The organism is Streptomyces racemochromogenes, assembly GCF_044129415.1.
In the GTDB taxonomy this organism is placed as follows: Bacteria; Actinomycetota; Actinomycetes; order Streptomycetales; family Streptomycetaceae; genus Streptomyces; species Streptomyces racemochromogenes_A.
This window is the reverse complement of sequence record NZ_JBBDHD010000057.1, coordinates 1-20,026: the sequence shown is the minus strand read 5'-3', so window position 1 is coordinate 20,026 and position 20,026 is coordinate 1. Positions and strand designations below refer to the sequence as shown.

The following is a 20,026-nucleotide window of genomic DNA, read 5'->3' as shown; positions in this document are numbered from 1 at the left end:
CGACCCCGCCTGAATCGTTTGACGCTGTACCCGGTCGGCCTCCCCGCGTCCTCCGCGGCGGGGAGGCCGGCCACTTCCACCTCATGAGGAGCAGTAGCTGTGAGCAGCAACAACGGTGACGTCCGGCTCTGGGGCGGCCGGTTCGCCGACGGCCCTTCGGAGGCCCTCGCGAAGCTGTCCGCGTCGGTCCACTTCGACTGGCGCCTGGCGCCCTACGACATCGCCGGCTCCCGCGCCCACGCCCGCGTGCTTGCCAAGGCCGGGCTGCTCACGGCCGAGGAACTCGACCGCATGATCGCGGGCCTCGACCGGCTGGAGGCCGACGTGGCCGACGGCTCCTTCGTCGGGACCGTCGCCGACGAGGACGTCCACACCGCCCTGGAGCGGGGCCTGCTGGAGCGGCTCGGCGCGGACCTCGGCGGCAAGCTGCGGGCCGGGCGCTCGCGCAACGACCAGGTGGCCACGCTCTTCCGGATGTACCTGCGCGACCACGCGCGGATCATCGGCGGCCTGATCGCCGACCTCCAGGACGCGCTGGTCGGCCTGGCCGAGGCGCACCCGGACGTGGCGATGCCCGGCCGGACCCACCTCCAGCACGCCCAGCCCGTCCTGTTCGCCCACCACGTGCTGGCCCACGTGCAGTCCCTGTCCCGGGACGCCGAGCGGCTGCGGCAGTGGGACACCCGTACCGCCGTCTCCCCGTACGGCTCGGGCGCCCTGGCCGGCTCCTCGCTCGGCCTGGACCCCGAGGCGGTCGCCGCCGACCTGGGCTTCGAGCGCGGCTCGGTGGGCAACTCGATCGACGGCACGGCCTCGCGCGACTTCGTCGCCGAGTTCGCCTTCGTCACCGCGATGATCGGGATCAACCTGTCCCGGATCGCCGAGGAGATCATCCTGTGGAACACGAAGGAGTTCTCCTTCGTCACCCTCCACGACGCCTTCTCCACCGGCTCCTCGATCATGCCGCAGAAGAAGAACCCGGACATCGCGGAGCTGGCGCGCGGCAAGTCGGGCCGGCTCATCGGCAACCTGACGGGTTTGCTGGCCACGCTCAAGGCGCTGCCCCTTGCCTACAACCGGGACCTCCAGGAGGACAAGGAGCCCGTCTTCGACTCCTGCGACACGCTGGAGGTGCTGCTGCCGGCCTTCACCGGCATGATGGCCACGCTCACGGTCAACCGGGAGCGGATGGAGGAGCTGGCACCGGCGGGCTTCTCCCTCGCGACCGACATCGCGGAGTGGCTGGTCAAGCAGGGCGTGCCCTTCCGGGTGGCGCACGAGGTGGCCGGCGAGTGCGTCAAGGTCTGCGAGGCCGAGGGCATCGAGCTCGACGAGCTCACCGACGCCCAGTTCGCGAAGATCTCGGAGCACCTGACCCCCGAGGTCCGCACCGTCCTCAACGTCCCCGGCGCCCTGGCCTCCCGCAACGGCCGCGGCGGCACCGCCCCGTCGGCGGTGGCGGTCCAGCTCACCGAGCTCAAGGCCGACCTGGTCATCCAGCACGCCTGGGCGACGCACAAGCAGTAGCCGTCGAACGCCCTGAGGGGCGGTACGCACCCGCGCCGGTGCGTACCGCCCCTCCGGCGCGTACCAGGGGGTCAGCAGACGACGCTGACCGAGAACGGCCGGTCGTCGTCCACGGCCCGGCTGCCGCCGGAGGACGGCGTCGCGGTGCGGATGAAGATGGTCGTGGGGCCGGCCTGGCCGACCAGGATGGAGGAGCTGCCCGGGCCGGGGTCGTCGAAGTTGTTCTTGTTGACCGTGCCCAGCAGGGCGCAGTAGGTGATGTCGGTGTTCGTGGACAGGAGGTAGCGTCCGGTGCCGACGTGCTGGACGCTGTTCATGCCGGACCAGGCCAGGATCACCCCGTCCGCGCGGACCTTGGCGAAGGCGGTGGACGTCGCCGCGGCCTTCCCGGTGCGTGTCGGCTCCGCCGAGGCCGAGGTGACGGCGAACGCGCCGCCGATCGTGAGTGCCATCGCCGCGGCCCCGAGGGCCAGCTTCCTCGATCCGTTCATGGGGAGGACTCTTCCGTCTCCCCGACGACGCACATAAGACCTGGTCACGAGGGTTCACCCGAAGAGATCAAGAGGTCTGATCATCGGCCCGGGCCGCCAGTGCGTCGAAGTCCGGCCGGGTCAGCCCGATCCGCTCGTCCACGTGCATCAGCAGTGCGTGTGCCGGGTGACGCTGTCCGACGTACTCGCGGTCCATGGCCGTGATGTCGTCGTCGACCCAGGCGAAGGGCCGCGCGCCCGCGTACTCCAGGACGTACTGCGTCTTCCAGAACGTGCCGCGCGGCGCCCGGCCGTGCATCACCGGCCAGTCGATGAACGGCAGCCGGGGCAGGCCGAGGCGCGGGCCTATCCACTCGTTGGCCTCGCCCTTCCAGGTGGTGGCCCAGACGAGCTCGTAGGCGTCCGCCAGCGCGAGCAGCTCGGCCCCGTGGCCCGGGTGGAGCCAGACCCGCAGCGGCTTGCCCTCCGTGAAGCCCGTGGGGCGCATGCGGTGGGTGGTGTAGCCCTCCGGGCGGCGCTCGGGCTGGGCGCCGTAGGGGTTCAGCGGTCCGTCGACGTCGATCAGCAGCAGCGGCTTCATGCGCACAGGTTTCCTTCCCGGCCGCCTGTCCGGCAGCCCGTTTTCTCGGGAGTGAGACATTGACGTCTCATTTGGGGTATGGTTGTCTCATGGCCATGGATCGTGACCAGGTGCTCCGCGACGCGGCGGCCCTGCTCTCCCGCAAGTCGACCGCGACGATGGACGAGGTGGCCCGCGCCGCCGGAATCGGCCGGGCGACCCTCCACCGGCACTTCGCCGGGCGCGACGCCCTCGTACGGGCCCTTGAGGAGTTCGGCATCCGCCGCTTCGAGATCGCCTTCGACCGGGCCCGCCTCGACGAGGGCACGGCCGTGGAGGCCCTGCACCGCCTCGTCGCCGAGACCGAGCCGGACGCCCAGCTGCTGGCCTTCCTCGTCACCGAGAACCAGCTCTTCGAGGGCGACCAGATCAACGAGGGCTGGGCCCGCCTCGACGCCCGTGTCGGCGCGCTCTTCCGGCGCGGGCAGCAGGAGGGCGACATCCGCATCGACCTGAGCCCGGCCTGGCTCACCGAGGCCCTCTACGGCCTCATCGGCACCTGCGCCTGGGCCGTCATGGACGGCCGGGTCGCGGCCAAGGACTTCCAATACATGATCATCGAGCTGCTGCTCGGTGGCGCACGACGGAGCGTGGAGTGATGACCAGGACCGAACAGCTGGACCGCCTGACGGGAGCGGAGGGAAAGGGCCGCGGACGCTGGCTGGCGCTCTCCGTGCTCGTCCTGGCCGTGCTGCTGGTCGCGGTCGACGCCACCGTACTCGGCCTCGCCACCCCCTCCCTCAGTGAGGACCTCAAGCCGTCCGGCACCCAGCTGCTGTGGATCGGTGACATCTACTCCTTCGTCATCGCCGGCCTGCTCGTCTCCATGGGCTCCCTCGGCGACCGCATCGGCCGCAAGAAGCTGCTGCTGCTCGGCGCCACCGCCTTCGGCGCCGTCTCCGTCCTGAACGCCTACGCCACCAGCCCCGAGATGATGATCGTGGCCCGGGCGCTGCTCGGCGTCGCCGGCGCCACCCTGATGCCGTCCACCCTCGCGCTGATCCGCAACATCTTCCACGACCCCAAGGAGCGCAGCCTCGCCATCGGCATCTGGGGCGCCACCGCCTCCGCCGGCGCGGCCGTCGGACCGGTCGTCGGCGGGGCCCTGCTCCAGCACTTCTGGTGGGGCTCGGTCTTCCTCATCAACCTGCCCGTGATGGCCGTCCTGGTCGTCGTCGGCGTCAGGCTGCTGCCCGAGTCCAGGAACCCGGTCGCCGGCCCCTGGGACCTGTTCAGCGTCGCCCTCTCCCTCGTCGGTGTCATCGGCGTGGTCTACGCCGTCAAGGAAGTCGCCACCCACGGCCCGACCTGGGGCGTCGGGGCCGCCGCCGTCCTCGGCGTCGGCTGCCTGTACGGCTTCGTGCGCCGCCAGTTCACCCTGGACTCGCCGCTGCTCGACATGCGGCTCTTCAGGCACCGCGGCTTCTCCGGCGCCGTCCTCGCCGACCTGCTGACCGTCTTCGGTCTCTCCGGCCTGGTCTTCTTCCTCTCCCAGTTCCTCCAGCTGGTGCAGGGACGCGACCCCCTGGAGGCGGGCCTGGCCGAACTGCCCGCCGCCGTCGGCGCGGTCTTCACCGGTCTCGTCGCCGGACGATACGCCCGCCGGTACTCGGTGCGGGTCATCGTGTCCGGCGGTCTGGCCGCCATCGGCGTGGCCCTGGCCGCCCTCACCCTGATCCACCCCGACAGCGGCTACCCGCTGCTCGGCGCGGCCCTGCTCGGCGTCGGCCTCGGCGCGGGCTTCTCCTTCACGGTCACCGCGGACGTGATCCTCTCCAGCGTGCCCAAGGAGCAGGCCGGCTCGGCCTCGGCCGTCTCCGAGACCGCCTACGAGCTGGGCGCGGCCCTCGGCATCGCCCTCCTCGGCTCCATCGTCACCGGCGTCTACCAGGGCTTCACCGCCCCGGCCTCGGTCCCGGCCCAGGTGGCCGACGCGGCCCACGAGTCCCTCGGCGGAGCCGTCGAAGCCGCCACGGTCCTGGACCCGCAGACCGCCCACACCATGGTCGGCGCGGCCCAGGAGGCCTTCGTGGACGGGCTGCGGCTCGCCTCCGGCGTCGGCGCGGCCGTCCTGCTCGCCACCGCCGTCGCGGCCTGGTTCCTGCTGAAGGGGCAGGAGCTCCAGGACGGCGTGGAGCACTGACCCGACGCCAGGGAGCGTTGCCCCGTGCGGAGTTGACAGCCCGTCGGGGCCCGGGACACCATCCCGGCGATGGAGATCACCGACCTGACCCCCGCCGAACGCCGCGTATGGGACGCCTTCCCGCGCGGCGAAGGCGTCGACTTCCGCGAGGGCCCCGACGAGGACGCCACCGACGGACACGGCTGGGGGGACGGGCGGACCGTACGCGCCGACGTGCTCGCCGCCCTCCTGCTCGGCCGCCCCACTGTGACGGGACAGGTCGCCGAGCTCAACGTCAAGGGCGCCCGCGTCACCGGCAAGCTCAACCTCAAGTACGCCGACGTCGAGCACGCGATCCGGCTCCGCGGCTGCTGGTTCGAACGCAAACCCCAGCTGTACGGGGCCCGGCTGCGCGCCGTCAGCCTCTCGCAGTCGGCGCTGCCCGGACTCACCGCGTCCACCGTCAGCGTCGACCTCGCCCTCCGGCTGAGCGGCTGCCGCGTCACCGGGCCCGTCCGCCTCGCCGGGGCCCGGCTCGCGGGCGGCCTCTTCCTCCAGGACGCGGTGATCCGCCCGGCCGCCGGGGTGGAACCCGACGCCGACGCCGAAGAACACGACGAGCCCCCGCTCCAGCTCAACCACGCCGAGATAGGGGCCGACGTCGTCGCCGACGGGCTCACCGTCCACGGCCAGCTCCGCATCAACGGCGCCACCGTCGCCGGACAGATCAGCCTCGACCGGGCCAGGCTCCTCGCCCCCGGCGGGATCGCCCTGCACGCCGAGACCGTCTCCGTCGGCACCGACCTGCGCGGCCACCGGCTGGAGGCCGAGGGAATGTTCAACCTCACCGGCGCCCGCGTCCCCGGCCAGCTGATGCTCACCCGTGCCCGGCTCGCCAACCCCGGCGGGGTGGCCCTGCGCGCCAGCAGCTGCACCATAGGGGAGTTGTGGCTGCGCAAGTGCCCGCCCATCGACGGCATCGTCAACCTGCGCCGCAGCCAGCTGGACATGCTCTACGCCGAACCGGACACGTGGCCGCCGGTGGTGCGCACCGAGGGGCTCGGCTACCGGGTGCTGCACCCGCTCCTGCCGGCCGAGCAGCGGCTGCCGCTGCTGGAGCGGGAGGAGTCCGGCTACCTCCCGTACGCCTACGAGCAGCTCGCCGCCGCCTACCGCACCGTCGGCGACGAGGCGGCCGCCCGCAGCGTCCAGCTCGCCAAGCTCCGCCGGCACCGGCACACGCTGCCCCGGCACGCCCGCCTGTGGGGGCTGCTCCAGGACGTCACCGTCGGCTACGGCTTCCGGCCGCTGCGCGCGGCGGGCTGGCTCCTGCTGCTGGTCCTGACCGGCTGGATCGCGTACGGGCTGCACCACCCGAGGCCGCTGAAGCCGGGGGAGGCCCCCGACTTCAACCCGCTCTTTTACACGATCGACCTGCTGCTGCCGATCATCGGCTTCGGCCAGGAGGAGGCGTTCGCGCCGGGCGGCTGGTACCAGTGGCTGTCGTACCTGCTGGTCGTGACCGGCTGGATCCTCGCCACCACGACGGCGGCGGGCGTCAGCCGGTCACTCCAGCGCCAGTAGGGAGGGCGCTCAGGCAGCCTTCGCCTTGGTCGCGTACATGTCCACGTACTCCTGGCCCGACAGGCGCATGACCTCGGCCATCACCGAGTCGGTGACGGCGCGCAGCACGTAGCGGTCGCGGTCCATGCCCTCGTAGCGGGAGAACTCCATCGGCTCGCCGAAGCGGATGGTGACCCGGCCCGGGCGGGGCATGCCCTTGCCGCCGGGCTGGAGCTTGTCCGTGCCGATCACCGCGAACGGGATCACCGGGGCGCCCGTCATCAGGGTGAGGCGGGCGATGCCGGTGCGGCCGCGGTAGAGGCGGCCGTCGGGGGAGCGGGTGCCCTCGGGGTAGATCCCGAAGATCTTGCCCTCCTCCAGGATCCGGCGGCCCGTCATCAGCGCGGCGACGCCGCCGTTGGCGCCGTCCCGGTCCACGGGGATCATGCCGGCTCCGGTGAAGAACCAGGCCATCAGCCGGCCCTTGATGCCCTTGCCCGTCACGTACTCGTCCTTGCCGATGAAGTGGACGGTGCGGTCGCACACCATCGGCAGGATCATCGAGTCGATGAAGGTCAGGTGATTGCCCGCCAGGATCACGGGACCGGTGCCCGGAATGTTCTCCAGCCCCTCCACCCTGGTGCGGAACATCAGGCGGATGGCCGATCCGGCGGTGGCCTTGATGAGCGCGGTACGGAACAACGTGAGCCCTCCGGCATCGAAAAGCGGTTTTCGCACCACACGGCGGTAGTGCAGGTGAGGACGATACTCGCGGGTCAGCTCTGATCGCACATCGGGTTCACGAGGTGGATACGCGGTGTTGACGTGTGTTTCCGCCATGTTCCGCGCGAGCCCACCCGTCATCCACCCCCCTTGCCTACCATCGGCTCGCCGATTTCCAAAAGAAGCCGAGCGCTTTCCGATCGATTCCGAACAAGGAGTGGCACTGATGACGCAAGGTGGGACAGCCCGGCGCACCGTCCTGGGGGCCGCGGTCCTCGCGGCCGGCACCGGAATGAGCACGCTCGCCGCCGGGACCGCCGCCGCGACCGAGACCGGGCGCGGCGACGGCGGCTACCGCGACCTGCCCGTCCCCCTGGTCATCGGCCACCGGGGTTCCAGCGGCTACCGGCCCGAGCACACCCTCGGCTCCTACCAGCTGGCCCTCGACCTCGGCGCCGACGTCATCGAACAGGACCTCGTCCCCACCAAGGACGGCCACCTGGTCTGCCGCCACGAGAACGAGATCGGCGGCACCACCGACGTCGCCGACCACCCCGCGTTCGCCGGACGGCGCACCACCAAGACCGTCGACGGGGTCTCCGTCACCGGCTGGTTCACCGAGGACTTCACCCTCGCCGAGCTGCGCACCCTGCGCGCCAAGGAACGCATTCCGGCCATCCGCCAGCGCAACACCCTCTACGACGGCCGCTGGGCCGTCCCCACCTTCGAAGAGGTGCTCCGCTGGGCCGACCGCGAGGGCAAGCGGCGCGGCAAGCGGGTCTGGCTGCACGTCGAGACCAAGCACCCCACCTACTTCCGCGGCCTCGGCCTCGGCCTGGAGGAGCCCCTCGCCGCCCTGCTGCGCCGCTACGGCCGCGACGGGCGCAACGCCGCCGTCTTCCTCCAGTCCTTCGAGCCATCCAGCATCCAGCGGCTCTCCCGCCTGGTCTCCGCCCCGCGCGTGGTGCTGCTCTCCGCCGCGAACACCCGGCCCTGGGACTTCGAGACCGCCAAGGACCCCCGGACCGTCGCCGACCTGGTCACGCCCGAGGGCCTGAAGTGGATCGCCGGCTTCGCCCAGGGCATCGGCCCCACCCTGGACCTCATCGTCCCGCGCACCCCGGACGGCCGGCTCGGCACCCCCACCACCCTCGTGCGCGACGCCCACGCCCGCGGCCTCGTCCTGCACCCCTACACGGCCCGTAACGAGAACGCCTTCCTGCCGGCCGAGTACCGCAAGGGCACCGACCCGAACGCCTACGGGGACGCCTTCGGCGCCTTCAAGCGCTACTTCGAACTCGGCATCGACGCCATCTTCACCGACAACCCCGACACCGGGCTCCTCGCCGCCGAGGCCTTCCGCCCCGGACGAGGCGTCAACCGCTAGCCCCCCGGCCACGTACGGGTGGGCCGGGTCCGGCCGGGAAACCGCCCGGCCCGGCCCCCGCGTCCCGCCCGGCATGGACCTGCGACGCGAACCGGAATACATCGAGGAAATGCGCCCGCTGCTCTCCGCCGAGGCGGCCGCGGAGGCCCCCGCCGCCGGAGTGGACGCCGCCGACCTGGAACAGGCCGTCTGGGTAAGGCTGCTGGAGCAGGGCCCGCCCGGCCCCTGTCCCGCAGGCCGGGCCCGCTGGCTGAGGCGGGCCGTCCGCGCCGAGGCCCGGCTCGCCCGGCGGCGGGCGCGGCGCGAGGTCCCGTACGGGGCGGCCCCCGCGGACACCGCCGACGAGCCCGAGGACGCCCTCCTGCACGGGGAGCAGAACCGCGCCCTCCGATCGGCGGTCGCCCGGTTGCCGGGGCGGTGCCCCGAGCTGATAGCCGCACTTCTGTCGCCCAGGGACCTCACCTACCGTGAAATCGCAGGAGAGTTGGGTATCTCACAAGGAAGTTTGGGGCCTGTGCGTTCCCGTTGCCTGGGATGTCTGCGCAGAATGCTCGGCGGAGAGGTTGCGGCTCCTGGCCCGTGGGGAAAGGAGCGGTAGACCAGAGAGCTACCGGTGAGCGGGAGGCATGCGCACATGGGCATGAGCGTGACCATTTCGGCGGCGGCCGCCGAAGACGCCGAGCAGATCTTCAAGCTGCAGTACCTGGCGTTCCAGCGGGAGGCCGAGCTGTACGGCAACTACCTCATCCAGCCGCTCACCCAGTCCCTGGACTCCCTGAAGGAGGAGCTGGCCAAGGACACCGTCCTCGTGGCCCGGCTCGGCGACGAGGTGGTGGGCACGGTGCGCGGCAGCGTCGGCGAGGACGGCACGGCCAGCATCGCCAAGCTGTGCGTACACCCCCGCCTCCAGGGCCACGGCCTCGGCGCCCGGCTGCTGCGCGCGGTCGAGGAAGCCCTCGCCGGGCACGGCGGCACCACCCGCTTCCGCCTGCACACCGGACACAAGAGCGAGTCGAACCTGCGGCTCTACCGCAAGGCCGGCTACGCGCAGGTCGGCAACCGCACCGCCTCCGACGGCGTGCACCTGGTGATCCTGGAGAAGGACGCCGAGGTCCCCGCCGACTACACCGTCAGCGCCTGACCCCTCGGTCGCCGCGCCGAGGGCCCCGCGTCAGCGCTTGGCGCGCAGCCAGAGCATCCCGGTGACCGGAAGGACCACCGGGATGAACAGGTAGCCCATCCCGAAGTCCGACCAGACGGTCGCGTCGGGGAAGGCCTCGGGCCGGACCAGCGTCCAGGTCCCCACGGCCAGCACGCCCGCGAGCTCGGCGCCGCAGCACACCAGTGCCGCCCGCCGGGCCCGGTCGCCGCCGCGCACGAGCGAGTACGTGATGAACGCGTAGACCAGCGCCGCCGCCCCCGAAAGGGAGTACGCCAGCGGCGCCCGGTCGAACGCGGTGGAGATCTGGTACGCCGAACGCGAGACCGCGCCGACCACCATGACCCCGTAGAGCCACACCAGCAGCAGCCCCGGCCCGGACACCAGCCGCTTGCGGGCCTCCGGCGAGGCGGTCGTCGTGTCAGGCACCGGCGGATCCCCAGATGTCGTAGAGGCGCACTTCGAGCACGGCGAGGACGACCGCGCCCGCGGCCACCGTCACCGAACCCCACTTGGTGCGCTCGGTCAGCGAGAGCAGCCCGGCCGCCGGGACCGCCGCGAAGGCGCCCACCAGATAGGCCACGAAGAGCACCGTGCCCTGCTCCGGCTTCTCGCCCCGGCCCAGCTGGACCAGGCCGACCACCAGCTGGGCCAGCGCCAGCAGGGTCACCACGGCCATGCCGATGAAGTGCCAGTCCTTGGTCGGCTGGTCCCGCCATACGGCGTGGCCGCACCAGGCGGCGAGGGCGAGTGCGGCCACGCCGAGGGCGGCCGTCAGGGCGTCGAGCATGCTGCGAGGGTATTACGGCCCCCGTACCCGGCCGCGCACGGGGCGCCGCCGGGCCGCCGGCCGTGGCCTTGGCCACAACCGGGACCGCCGCCCGGCCCCGCCCCGGCCCCCTCGCGACAGCCCTCCCGGCCTTGTCGCGACTGGTCCGGAGCGGGTCCGGCCGCCTCGGGACGGAGCGCCGGAGACCACCCCCGCAGTCCGGAATGCGGCCAGAATTCGTCCGCTATGCGGACAGCATTGATCGGTGAACCGGCACGTCTGCTTTACTGGGGCCCATGACCACGACGAGCAGCCGCACCCTTGCGACCGAGGCGACGATGACGCCCGGTGCTCGTTGTATGTGTCGAATGTGCGCCTTCTGAGGGCCCCTTCCCCCGCGGTCTCGCGCCCCGAAGCGAGACGAGGCGAGCCACTCCGCCGTCCAGGTCACCGCTGACCTCCGGTCCGGACCGCTCCAGCCCCGCGCACGTGTCGACACGCCTCCTTTGTGACGGTTCGACCCGTATCGCGTCCCCAGATGTATGCCCCGTGCACGGTCCCGCACGCCGTGCACTCGACAGCGACGGAAATCCTGTGATCACCACATCGGGCCTTACGAAGGTCTACCAGTCCCGTGGCCGCGAGGTCACCGCCCTGGACGGCGTCGACCTCCACGTCCGCGAGGGCGAGGTCTACGGAGTCATCGGCCAGAGCGGCGCCGGCAAGTCCTCCCTCATCCGCTGCGTGAACCTGCTGGAACGCCCCACCACCGGCACCGTCACGGTCGACGGCGTCGAGCTCACCGCCCTCGCCGGCCGCGGCCGGCGCGCCGGCAAGGAGCTCCGCGAGGCCCGCAGCCGTATCGGCATGGTCTTCCAGCACTTCAACCTGCTGTCCTCCCGGACCGTCCAGGCCAACATCGAGCTCCCCCTGGAGATCCTCGGCGTCGACCGCCGCGAACGCTCCCGCAAGGCCCTGGAGCTCCTCGACCTCGTCGGCCTCGCCGACAAGGCCAAGGCCTACCCCACCCAGCTCTCCGGCGGCCAGAAGCAGCGGGTCGGCATCGCCCGCGCCCTGGCCGGCGACCCCAAGGTGCTCCTCTCCGACGAGGCCACCAGCGCCCTCGACCCCGAGACCACCCGCTCCATCCTCCAGCTCCTGCGCGACCTCAACCGCCAGCTCGGCCTCACCGTCCTGCTCATCACGCACGAGATGGACGTCGTCAAGAGCATCTGCGACTCCGCCGCCCTGATGAAGAAGGGCCGGATCATCGAATCCGGCACCGTCGCCGAGCTGCTCGCCACCCCCGGCTCCGAGCTCGCCGCCGAACTCTTCCCGGTCAGCGGCACCGCCACCGGCCCGGAGCGCACGGTCGTCGACGTCACCTTCCAGGGCGAGGCCGCCACCCAGCCGGTCATCTCCCAGCTGTCCCGCACCTACAACATCGACATCTCGATCCTCGGCGCCGCGATGGACACCGTCGCCGGCCGCCAGATCGGCCGCATGCGCATCGAGCTGCCCGGCCGCTACGAGGACAACGTCGTACCCGTCGGCTTCCTGCGCGAGCAGGGCCTCCAGGTCGACGTGGTCGACGGGACGGCCCCCGCAACGGACGAAATCGACGACGAACTGGCCGAACTGGTCAAGGACGGTGCCAAGTGACCTGGTCCGAGATGCAGCCCCTGCTCACCCAGGGCACGTACGACACCCTCTACATGGTCCTGTGGTCCACCCTGGTGACCGTCCTCGGCGGACTGCCCCTCGGCATCCTCCTCGTCCTCACCGACAAGGGCGGCCTCCTGCGCAACCAGCCGCTCAACAAGGCCCTCGGCGTGATCGTGAACATAGGCCGCTCGCTGCCGTTCATCATCCTGCTGATCGCCCTGATCCCGGTCACCACCGCCGTCGTCGGCACGTTCATCGGCCCCACCGCCATGATCGTCCCGCTCGCCATCGGAGCCATCCCCTTCTTCGCCCGCCTCGTCGAGACGGCCGTCCGCGAGGTCGACCACGGCCTGATCGAAGCCGTCGAGTCCATGGGCGGCGGCATCCCCACCCTCGTCGGCAAGGTCCTGCTGCCGCAGGCCCTGCCCTCCCTGGTCGCCGCCGTCACCACCACCGTCATCACCCTGGTCGGCTACTCCGCCATGGCCGGCGCCGTCGGCGGCGAGGGACTCGGCTCCAAGGCCATCACCTACGGCTTCCAGCGCTTCGAGACCGGCTTCATGGTCGCCACCGTCGTGGTCCTCATCGCCCTCGTCACGGTGATCCAGCTGATCGGCGACGGCGTGGTGCGCGTCCTCGCCCGCCGCGGCCGGACAGCCTGACCCCGCCCCGGGCGCCCCTGAGTTTCCCCACCCGAGAAAGCCCGCACTTGTCGTGCCTGGGCCACCACCAGCGGGTCCCCACCCCGGACCCGTTCCCGCAAGAAAGGCACTCTTCGTGCGTAAGAACATCAAGCTCACCGCCTTCGCCGCCGCCTCCGCCGCGCTCGCCCTCGGCCTCACCGCCTGCGGCAGCTCCTCGGACCCGTCCTCCACCAAGGCCGACGGCGGCAAGACCGACGAGAGCAAGCCCCTCGTCATCGCGGCCTCCCCGAGCCCCCACGCCGACATCCTGAACTTCGTCAAGGACAAGCTGGCGGCCAAGGAGGGCCTCAAGCTGGAGGTGAAGGAGTTCACGGACTACGTCCTGCCCAACACCGCCACCGAGCAGGGCCAGGTCGACGGCAACTACTTCCAGCACAAGCCGTACCTCGACGACTTCAACAAGAAGAACGGCACCCACATCGTGCCCGTCGTGAACGTGCACCTGGAGCCCCTCGGCCTCTACTCCAAGAAGGTCAAGGCCCTCACCGACATCAAGGCCGGCCAGACCATCGCCGTCCCCAACGACACCACCAACGAGGGCCGCGCGCTCCAGCTGCTCGCCGCCAACAAGCTGATCACCCTCAAGGACGGCGTCGGCACCAGCGCCAAGCTCTCCGACATCACGGACAAGAAGGGCCTGGAGTTCAAGGAGCTGGAGGCCGCCACGGTCCCGCGCGCCCTGAACGACGTGGACGCCGCCGTCATCAACGGCAACTACGCGCTGGAGGCCAACCTCGCGCCCGCCAAGGACGCCCTGGTCCTGGAGAAGGCCGAGGGCAACCCGTACGCCAACTTCCTGGCGGTCAAGGACGGCAAGCAGAACGACCCGCGCATCCAGAAGCTCGCCAAGCTCCTGAACTCCGACGAGGTCAAGAAGTTCATCGAGGAGAAGTACCAGGGCTCGGTCATCCCGGCCTTCGGCACCCCGGCCGCCTGACGGACCACCCGGCGAACCGCCTGGCCGACGCCGGATTCCCGGCCCCGCGCACCCTCCCGGGCACGCGGGGCCTCGGTCTGCCCGGAGGCTGCCCGCTTCCGGGCAGCCCGGCCCTGCACATCCCCGGGCCGATGCTGCATGCTGTGGCCTACGACCCGCCAAAACGGTCCGTCTCAGGCATGGAGCTGCGCATGACTACCACCTTCCCGGACGTCACCATCAGCACGGACCGGCTGGTGCTGCGCCCCTTCGAGGAGGAGGACGTCACCGCGCTCGCCGAGATGATGAACGACGAGCAGGTCACCGCCTGGACGCCGGCACCGCACCCCTACACCCTCACCGACGCCCACGCCTGGGCCACCGACCGGTCCCACGCCGAACGCACCGCCGGACACGGCATCGTCTTCGCCGTCGCCGAGTTCCTCACCCACCGCCTCGTCGGCAGCGTCCACCTCCGCGACACCGACTGGCGCACCCGCGCCACCGAGATCCGCTACGTCACCGCCCCCTGGGCCCGCGGCGAGGGCTACGCCAGCGAATCCGTCCTCGCCGTCGCCCGCTGGCTCTTCCGCGAGCAGCAGTTCGAGAGACTCGAACTGCGCACCCCCGCCGACAACACGGCCGCCCAGCAGGTCGCCCAGAAGATCGGTTGCATCAGCGAAGGCGTCCTGCGCAACGCCTGGACCGTCCGCACCCAGGCCGCCGACGGCAGCTGGGCCGACACCCGCACCGACCTCATCGTCTGGAGCCTGCTCCCCGAGGACCTCGACGAAGACGACGCCGCCGCCTACGACGAGACCTACGGCGCCTACGGTGCCTACGACACCTACGACAGCCGCGAGGCGCGCCAGGCCCGCGAGGCCCGCGGCAGCCACCCGGCCCACGTCGTCACCGCGGACCGGAACCGACCCGTGACCAGGTAGTCTCGAACCGCGCGACCCCGACGAAACTTCGCCTGCCCCCACCCCAGGAGACTGACGACGATGGCCGACCGGGTCACGGTGATCGGCTGGGACGGCTCCCCCCTGACCGCGGCCGCCCGGTCCGCGCTCTCCGCGGCCACCCTCGTGGCCGGCGCCGCCCACCACCTCGCGCTTCCCGAAGTCCCGCCCGGCGCCGAACGCATCCGCCTCGGCAGCCTCGGCCTCGCCGCCCGCCGCATCGCCGGCCACCGCGGCACCGCCGTCGTCCTCGCGGACGGCGACCCCGGCTTCTTCGGCGTCGTCCGCACCCTGCGCGCCCCCGAACACGGCCTGGAAGTCGAGGTCGTCCCCGCCGTCTCCTCCGTCGCCGCCGCCTTCGCCCGCGCCGGAATGCCCTGGGACGACGCCCAGGTCGTCGTCGCCCACCCCCGTACCCTGCGCCGCGCCGTCAACGTCTGCCGGGCCCGCACCAAGGTCGCCGTCCTCACCTCGCCCGGCGCCGGCCCCGCCGAACTCGCCCTGCTCCTCGAAGGGGTCCACCGGACCTTCGTCATCTGCGAGGAACTCGGCACCGACCGCGAACGCGTCACCGTCCTCACCTCCGACGCCGCCGCCGACCACACCTGGCGCGACCCCAACGTCGTCATCGTCATCGGCGGCACGGGACAGGCCGCCGCCGACACCCCCTGGCTCCTCGGCCAGCACCCCGCCCAGGCCCCCGCCGCCGGACGCGGCTGGGCCCGCCCCCTCGCCGACCCCGGCGCCGGGGAAGGAGAGTCGGCGCACCTGCGCGCCGCCCAGCTCGCCCGCCTCGGCCCCCGTCCCGGCGACCTCGTCTGGGACATCGGCGCCGGCCACGGAGCCCTGGCCGTCGAAGCCGCCGCGTTCGGGGCCGCCGTCATCGCCGTCGACGCCGACCCACGCGCCTGCGAACGCGTAACGGCCGCGGCCCGCGAGCGCGGTGTACAGATCCAGGTCGTCGCGGGCCGCGCCCCCCTCGTACTGGAGAACCTGCCCGAACCCGATGTCGTACGGGTCGGGGGAGGCGGCGCCGAGGTCGTCGCCGCGGTCGCCGACCGCCGCCCCGAACGGATCGTCAGCCACGCCTCCACCCGGGACCAGGCGGAGGCCATCGGACGCACCCTCACCGAACACGGGTACGCCGTCGAGTGCGCCCTCCTCCAGTCCGTGGGCCTCGACACCAGGACCTGGGCCGAACAGGAGCGTTCGGTCGTGTTCCTGCTGGCAGCCGAACGCCCCGTGAACCGCTGACAGCGGGCCCGGGGTAGGCTGGCCGATCGTCGTACCGCCAGGCAGGCGCACGACGTGGCGCAGTCCACAGCGGACCGTGCCGGTTTCCGGCCGACACTTTGGCCGACGAGCGCGACAATGCTCAGGAGTTGTCGTGCGGGCGTACGCGAGCCGTCGCGCCGCGCGGCGACCCCGCTCGTCGGGCCACCAGGGCGCCGGGCGATCGAAGAGGCGAAGAGGCAACACCGATGGGCGAGGGGTAAGCATGACTGACACCGGCCAGGTCCCGGGCGAGGGTCACCCGGACAACGCGGGCATGGTGGATCAGCAGGGCGTTCCCGCTCCGGTCCCGCAGATGCCCCCGCTGCCGCCGATGCCCCCGGCCGGCTACGCCTTCCAGGACCTCGTCGACGACCCCGCCGAGGACGAGGAACTGCTGCTGATGCCCAGCGGCCACGGGCAGGGCGGTGCCTGGAGCGACCCGCAGGTGGTCCCGCAGGCCCCCGCCTTCCCCGGAGAGTTCCCCGCCGACCAGGGCTACACCGAATACCCGCAGGGCGAGTACCCCCAGCCCCAGGCACAGCCCCAGGCCGCCGGTTACCCCGAGCCCGGGCACCTCGGCTTCCCGGAGCAGGGCTACGCCATGCCGGGCCAGCCGGTACAGGACCACTCCCTCGCCGGCCGGCAGCTCGGCTTCCCCGACGCCGCGGCCCCCGAGGGCTTCGCCGACCCCGCCGCGTACAGCGCGGGCGCGCACGAGACCGGCGGCCGTGACTCCGGCTCCCTGGACCTCGGCGGCCTCGTCGTACCGCCGGCCGCCGCCGCGACCGGCCAGGTGCCGCACGCCGCCCCCGCGAGCCCGCCCCGCCGGCCCCTGCACATGGGCCCGCCCGTGCCCGACGCCACCGGCGGAGTCGTACGGTCCCTCGCGGACCGGGGCCCCGCCGCGCCCGTCGCGCAGCCGATGCCGGTCCCGCCCGCCGCCGCCGTCGTACCGCCGGCCCAGGCCGTCGCCGCCGCTCCCGTGGCGCAGACCGGCCCGGACGCGGGCGCGGGCGCCGCGCAGCCGCAGGCCGCCGCGCAGGCGACGCCGGGCGCGCCCGAGCCGGTGCCGGGCGGGCAGGTCGTATCCGCCGCGGGGCCCGAGTACCTGGACGCCCCGGCCGCGGAGACTCCTGCGGCCCCGGCCGCCCCGCAGCTGGGCGAGATCCCGCCGCAGGCCGGAGCCCCCTGGACGACGGAGCCGACGACCGGTCCCGGCGCCGAGCAGGCCGCCCGGGGGCCGGCCGACGGCCAGGCCGTGGCCGAGGGCCAGGCTGCCGTGGCCGAGAGCCTGCCCGCGGGCGGCGGCCAGGCCGGCCCCGAAGGCCTTCCGGCGGCCGCAGGACAGCCGGTGGCCGAAGGACAGGCCGCGGGCGACGGCCGGCCCCTGGTGGGCGCTCAGGTCCCGGGTGACGGCCAGTCGGTGGCCGAGGGCCGGCCCGGAGCCGAGAACCAGGTCGCTGCGGGTGGTCAGGCCGTGGTGGAGGGCCAGCCGGTGGTGGAGGGGCAGCCCACCGAGAACCAGGCCGCTGCGGGCGGTCAGGCCGTGGTCGAGGGCCAGCCGGTGGTCGAAGGACAGCCGGCGGCCGGGGCCCAGGCAGTGGCCGACGGGCAGCCCCTGGTGGGCGGTCAGGCCGCGGCCGACGCCCAGCCGGCGGCAGAGGGCCAGCCCGTGGCGGGCGGCCGGCCCGTCGCCGAGGGAGGCCCCGCGGCCGAGGGAGGCCCCGTCGCCGAAAGCCAGGCTCCGGCCGAGGGCGGGCCCGTGACGGACGGTCACCCCGTCGCCGAGGGCGGGCCCGTCGCCGAAGGCCAGGGCCAGGGTCTCGCCGAGGGGCAGCCCGTGGGCGACGGCCAGGCCCCGGTCCAGGATGCGGAGGCGGCCGCCGCCGTACCGCAGGCCGTTCCGGCGCCGGAAGCCGCCGCCGCTCCCGAGGGCGCCGTCGCCACCCAGACGGCCGCCGCCCCCGAGCCCGTCCCCGCGCCCGAGGCGGCCGCCGCCGCCGACGGTGCCCCCGCGCCCGGTGAGGCGGCTCCGGCCGTCGAGGGCGCGCCCGGCACCCCTGAGCCCGCCGCCGCGCAGGCCCCCGAGGGCGTGGAGACCCCGGCCCAGCCGGAGGCCCCCGCGGAAGCGGTGGTCCAGGCCGCCGACGCCCCCGAGGCCCCGGCCCCGCAGGCCGACCCCGCCCCGCAGGCCGACGTACCGGCCGAGCAGGCCCCGGACTCCGCCGAGGCGCAGCCCGCCCCCGCCGACGGCGAGCCCGCCGCCGAGGCCCCCGCCGAACCCCGGCCCTCCGTCGGCGAGCCGGCCCCCGGCTACGCCGACGCCGAGCGCGAAGCCGTCCTGCGCGTCATGCGCGAGCGCCGCGACATCCGCAACGGCTTCCGCACCGACCCGATCCCGCACGAGGTGCTGCTGCGCGTCCTGGAGGCCGCCCACCACGCCCCGAGCGTCGGCCACTCCCAGCCCTGGGACTTCGTGGTCATCCGGTCGGCGGAGACCCGCCGCACGATGCACGAGCTCGCCCAGCGCCAGCGCGAGGCCTACGCCAAGTCGCTGCCCAAGGGCCGGGCCAAGCAGTTCAAGGAACTGAAGATCGAGGCCATCCTCGACACCCCGGTGAACATCGTCGTCACCGCGGACCCCACCCGCGGCGGCCGCCACACCCTCGGCCGGCACACCCAGCCGCAGATGGCCCCTTACTCCTCCGCCCTCGCCGTCGAGAACCTCTGGCTCGCCGCGCGCGCCGAAGGCCTCGGCGTGGGCTGGGTGAGCTTCTTCGACGAGCGCGAGATGGTCCGCGCCCTCGGCCTCCCCGAGCACCTGGAGGTCGTCGCCTACCTGTGCGTCGGCTACGTGGACGAGTTCCCCGAGGAGCCGGAGCTGATGCAGGCGGGCTGGGCCCAGCGGCGCCCGCTGGCCTGGGTCGTGCACGAGGAGACGTACGGGCGCCGCGCGCTGCCCGGCGAGGCCCCGCACGACCTGCTCTCCGACACCGTCGCCAGCATCCGCCCGCTGGACGCGAAGGCGCTCGGCGAGGCCTGGGAGCGGCAGAAGCGCATGACGAAGCCCGCGGGCGCGCTCGGCATGCTGGAGATCATCTCCGCGCAGCTGGCGGGCCTGTCGCGGGTCTGCCCGCCGCCGATCCCGGAACCGGCCGCCGTCGCGATCTTCGCCGGCGACCACGGCGTCCACGCCCAGGGCGTCACCCCCTGGCCCCAGGAGGTCACCACGCAGATGGTGGCCAACTTCCTGGGCGGCGGAGCCGTCTGCAACGCCTTCGCCAACCAGGTCGGCGCCGAGGTGTGCGTCGTGGACGTCGGCGTGAAGGGCGACCTGCCCGCCACGCCGGGGCTGCTGCCCCGCAAGGTCCGCCCGGGCACCGACGACCTGTCCGCCGGCCCCGCGATGACCCGCGAGGACGCGATCGCGGCCATCGAGGTCGGCATCGAGACCGCGCGCGACCTCGTCGCCGCCGGCAACAAGGCGCTCCTGACGGGCGAGATGGGCATCGCGAACACGACCGTGTCCGCTGCCCTGATCTCCGTCTTCACGGGCGTCGACCCGGCGGAGGTCACCGGCCGGGGCACCGGCATCAACGACGAGACCCACGCCCGCAAGGTCGACGTGGTCCGCCGCGCCCTGGAGCTCCACCAGCCCGACCTGAACGACCCGATCGGCGTCCTGGCAGCGATCGGCGGCCTGGAGCACGCGGCGATCGTCGGCCTGATCCTCGGCGGCGCCTCGCTGCGCACGCCGGTCATCCTGGACGGAGTGAGCGCGGGCGCGGCCGCCCTGGTGGCCCGCGCCATCGCCCCCGAAGCCCTGTCGGCCTGCATCGCGGGCCACCGCAGCGCGGAACCGGGCCACGTGGCCGCCCTGAACAAGCTGGGCCTGCGCCCCCTGGTCGACCTGGACCTCCGCCTCGGCGAAGGCACGGGCGCCCTCCTGGCGCTCCCCCTCGTCCAGAGCGCGGCCCGCGCGATGCACGAGGTGGCCACGTTCGACTCGGCGGGCGTGACGGAGAAGTAGGCGGCACCCCCGCGCGGGGCCGGGGGGGGGGGCCCCCCGGGGCCGGTGTCACTGGTGCTCGTGGTGCTGTTGCCAGGATCGATCACTACGCCTCCCTGGACATACGAGTCTTTC

18 protein-coding genes are annotated in these 20,026 nt (G+C 73.1%); 13 read left to right on the top strand and 5 right to left on the bottom strand.

What is annotated here, in order from left to right; translation table 11 throughout:
• Positions 1-99: 99 nt before the first annotated feature.
• Positions 100-1,527, top strand: a complete 1,428-nt coding sequence (gene argH / locus WDV06_RS21315; protein ID WP_395511355.1) for an argininosuccinate lyase — start codon at positions 100-102, stop codon at positions 1,525-1,527.
• A 71-nt stretch (positions 1,528-1,598) separates the two neighbouring features.
• On the opposite strand, the gene WDV06_RS21310 is transcribed toward argH, so the two are convergent.
• Both WDV06_RS21310 and WDV06_RS21305 read right to left on the bottom strand, forming a co-directional pair.
• Positions 1,599-2,018 carry a hypothetical protein gene (locus tag WDV06_RS21310; RefSeq protein WP_395511354.1) on the bottom strand — a complete coding sequence of 140 codons (420 nt, stop codon included), beginning with the start codon at positions 2,016-2,018 and terminating at the stop codon, positions 1,599-1,601.
• Between the two features lie 67 nt (positions 2,019-2,085).
• Entirely contained in the window at positions 2,086-2,598 is a 513-nt protein-coding gene (locus WDV06_RS21305) for an HAD domain-containing protein (protein ID WP_395511353.1), read from the bottom strand.
• A gap of 89 nt (positions 2,599-2,687) precedes the next feature.
• On the opposite strand from WDV06_RS21305, the gene WDV06_RS21300 reads away from it, so the two are divergent.
• From WDV06_RS21300 to WDV06_RS21290, 3 genes are all read left to right on the top strand, one after another.
• Complete coding sequence (locus WDV06_RS21300) at positions 2,688-3,236, top strand: TetR/AcrR family transcriptional regulator (RefSeq protein WP_395511352.1); 549 nt, start codon at positions 2,688-2,690, stop codon at positions 3,234-3,236.
• Positions 3,236-4,780, top strand: a complete 1,545-nt coding sequence (locus WDV06_RS21295) for an MFS transporter (RefSeq protein ID WP_395511351.1) — start codon at positions 3,236-3,238, stop codon at positions 4,778-4,780. The genes WDV06_RS21300 and WDV06_RS21295 overlap by 1 nt, the downstream gene beginning before the upstream one ends.
• Before the next feature lie 69 nt (positions 4,781-4,849).
• Positions 4,850-6,343, top strand: coding sequence for a membrane-associated oxidoreductase (locus tag WDV06_RS21290; RefSeq protein ID WP_395511350.1), 1,494 nt, complete (start codon positions 4,850-4,852; stop codon positions 6,341-6,343).
• 9 nt (positions 6,344-6,352) lie between these two features.
• Here the strand turns inward: WDV06_RS21290 and WDV06_RS21285 are convergent, their stop codons facing one another.
• Positions 6,353-6,973, bottom strand: coding sequence for a lysophospholipid acyltransferase family protein (locus WDV06_RS21285; protein ID WP_395511377.1), 621 nt, complete (start codon positions 6,971-6,973; stop codon positions 6,353-6,355).
• A gap of 298 nt (positions 6,974-7,271) precedes the next feature.
• On the opposite strand from WDV06_RS21285, the gene WDV06_RS21280 reads away from it, so the two are divergent.
• From WDV06_RS21280 to WDV06_RS21270, 3 genes are all read left to right on the top strand, one after another.
• On the top strand, positions 7,272-8,432 hold the full coding sequence (locus tag WDV06_RS21280) for a glycerophosphodiester phosphodiesterase (protein ID WP_395511349.1): 1,161 nt from the start codon (positions 7,272-7,274) through the stop codon (positions 8,430-8,432).
• A 73-nt stretch (positions 8,433-8,505) separates the two neighbouring features.
• Positions 8,506-9,030 carry a sigma-70 family RNA polymerase sigma factor gene (locus tag WDV06_RS21275; protein WP_395511348.1) on the top strand — a complete coding sequence of 175 codons (525 nt, stop codon included), beginning with the start codon at positions 8,506-8,508 and terminating at the stop codon, positions 9,028-9,030.
• Positions 9,031-9,066: 36 nt separating this feature from the next.
• A complete protein-coding gene (locus WDV06_RS21270; protein ID WP_395511347.1) occupies positions 9,067-9,573 on the top strand; it encodes a GNAT family N-acetyltransferase in 507 nt (168 codons plus the stop codon).
• Positions 9,574-9,603: 30 nt separating this feature from the next.
• Here the strand turns inward: WDV06_RS21270 and WDV06_RS21265 are convergent, their stop codons facing one another.
• Both WDV06_RS21265 and WDV06_RS21260 read right to left on the bottom strand, forming a co-directional pair.
• Positions 9,604-10,020: a hypothetical protein gene (locus WDV06_RS21265; RefSeq protein WP_395511346.1), complete on the bottom strand. Its 417-nt coding sequence runs from the start codon at positions 10,018-10,020 to the stop codon at positions 9,604-9,606.
• Complete coding sequence (locus WDV06_RS21260) at positions 10,013-10,381, bottom strand: hypothetical protein (RefSeq protein ID WP_079425147.1); 369 nt, start codon at positions 10,379-10,381, stop codon at positions 10,013-10,015. Before WDV06_RS21260 ends, WDV06_RS21265 begins: the two co-directional genes overlap by 8 nt.
• Before the next feature lie 573 nt (positions 10,382-10,954).
• Between WDV06_RS21260 and WDV06_RS21255 the strand changes: the two genes are divergently transcribed.
• From WDV06_RS21255 to cobT, 6 genes are all read left to right on the top strand, one after another.
• Positions 10,955-12,022, top strand: a complete 1,068-nt coding sequence (locus WDV06_RS21255; protein ID WP_395511345.1) for a methionine ABC transporter ATP-binding protein — start codon at positions 10,955-10,957, stop codon at positions 12,020-12,022.
• Positions 12,019-12,687 carry a methionine ABC transporter permease gene (locus WDV06_RS21250; protein ID WP_042812822.1) on the top strand — a complete coding sequence of 223 codons (669 nt, stop codon included), beginning with the start codon at positions 12,019-12,021 and terminating at the stop codon, positions 12,685-12,687. The genes WDV06_RS21255 and WDV06_RS21250 overlap by 4 nt, the downstream gene beginning before the upstream one ends.
• 115 nt (positions 12,688-12,802) lie before the next feature.
• Entirely contained in the window at positions 12,803-13,666 is an 864-nt protein-coding gene (locus WDV06_RS21245; protein ID WP_395511344.1) for a MetQ/NlpA family ABC transporter substrate-binding protein, read from the top strand.
• Positions 13,667-13,857: 191 nt separating this feature from the next.
• On the top strand, positions 13,858-14,589 hold the full coding sequence (locus WDV06_RS21240) for a GNAT family N-acetyltransferase (RefSeq protein WP_395511343.1): 732 nt from the start codon (positions 13,858-13,860) through the stop codon (positions 14,587-14,589).
• A gap of 60 nt (positions 14,590-14,649) precedes the next feature.
• Positions 14,650-15,861, top strand: coding sequence for a precorrin-6y C5,15-methyltransferase (decarboxylating) subunit CbiE (gene cbiE, locus WDV06_RS21235; RefSeq protein WP_395511342.1), 1,212 nt, complete (start codon positions 14,650-14,652; stop codon positions 15,859-15,861).
• A gap of 244 nt (positions 15,862-16,105) precedes the next feature.
• Complete coding sequence (gene cobT, locus WDV06_RS21230; RefSeq protein ID WP_395511341.1) at positions 16,106-19,912, top strand: nicotinate-nucleotide--dimethylbenzimidazole phosphoribosyltransferase; 3,807 nt, start codon at positions 16,106-16,108, stop codon at positions 19,910-19,912.
• Positions 19,913-20,026 lie beyond the last annotated feature (114 nt).

What these genes read in the sequence shown, in the direction of transcription:
- WDV06_RS21290 (WP_395511350.1), top strand. Translation starts at nt 4,850, where the DNA reads ATGGAGATCACCGACCTGACCCCCGCCGAACGCCGCGTATGGGACGCC.
- WDV06_RS21280 (WP_395511349.1), top strand. Translation starts at nt 7,272, where the DNA reads ATGACGCAAGGTGGGACAGCCCGGCGCACCGTCCTGGGGGCCGCGGTC.
- WDV06_RS21275 (WP_395511348.1), top strand. Translation starts at nt 8,506, where the DNA reads ATGGACCTGCGACGCGAACCGGAATACATCGAGGAAATGCGCCCGCTG.
- cbiE (WP_395511342.1), top strand. Translation starts at nt 14,650, where the DNA reads ATGGCCGACCGGGTCACGGTGATCGGCTGGGACGGCTCCCCCCTGACC.
- WDV06_RS21240 (WP_395511343.1), top strand. Translation starts at nt 13,858, where the DNA reads ATGACTACCACCTTCCCGGACGTCACCATCAGCACGGACCGGCTGGTG.
- WDV06_RS21295 (WP_395511351.1), top strand. Translation starts at nt 3,236, where the DNA reads ATGACCAGGACCGAACAGCTGGACCGCCTGACGGGAGCGGAGGGAAAG.
- WDV06_RS21310 (WP_395511354.1), bottom strand. Translation starts at nt 2,018, where the DNA reads ATGAACGGATCGAGGAAGCTGGCCCTCGGGGCCGCGGCGATGGCACTC.
- WDV06_RS21270 (WP_395511347.1), top strand. Translation starts at nt 9,067, where the DNA reads ATGGGCATGAGCGTGACCATTTCGGCGGCGGCCGCCGAAGACGCCGAG.
- WDV06_RS21300 (WP_395511352.1), top strand. Translation starts at nt 2,688, where the DNA reads ATGGCCATGGATCGTGACCAGGTGCTCCGCGACGCGGCGGCCCTGCTC.
- cobT (WP_395511341.1), top strand. Translation starts at nt 16,106, where the DNA reads ATGACTGACACCGGCCAGGTCCCGGGCGAGGGTCACCCGGACAACGCG.
- WDV06_RS21285 (WP_395511377.1), bottom strand. Translation starts at nt 6,973, where the DNA reads ATGTTCCGCACCAGGGTGGAGGGGCTGGAGAACATTCCGGGCACCGGT.
- WDV06_RS21260 (WP_079425147.1), bottom strand. Translation starts at nt 10,381, where the DNA reads ATGCTCGACGCCCTGACGGCCGCCCTCGGCGTGGCCGCACTCGCCCTC.
- WDV06_RS21305 (WP_395511353.1), bottom strand. Translation starts at nt 2,598, where the DNA reads ATGAAGCCGCTGCTGCTGATCGACGTCGACGGACCGCTGAACCCCTAC.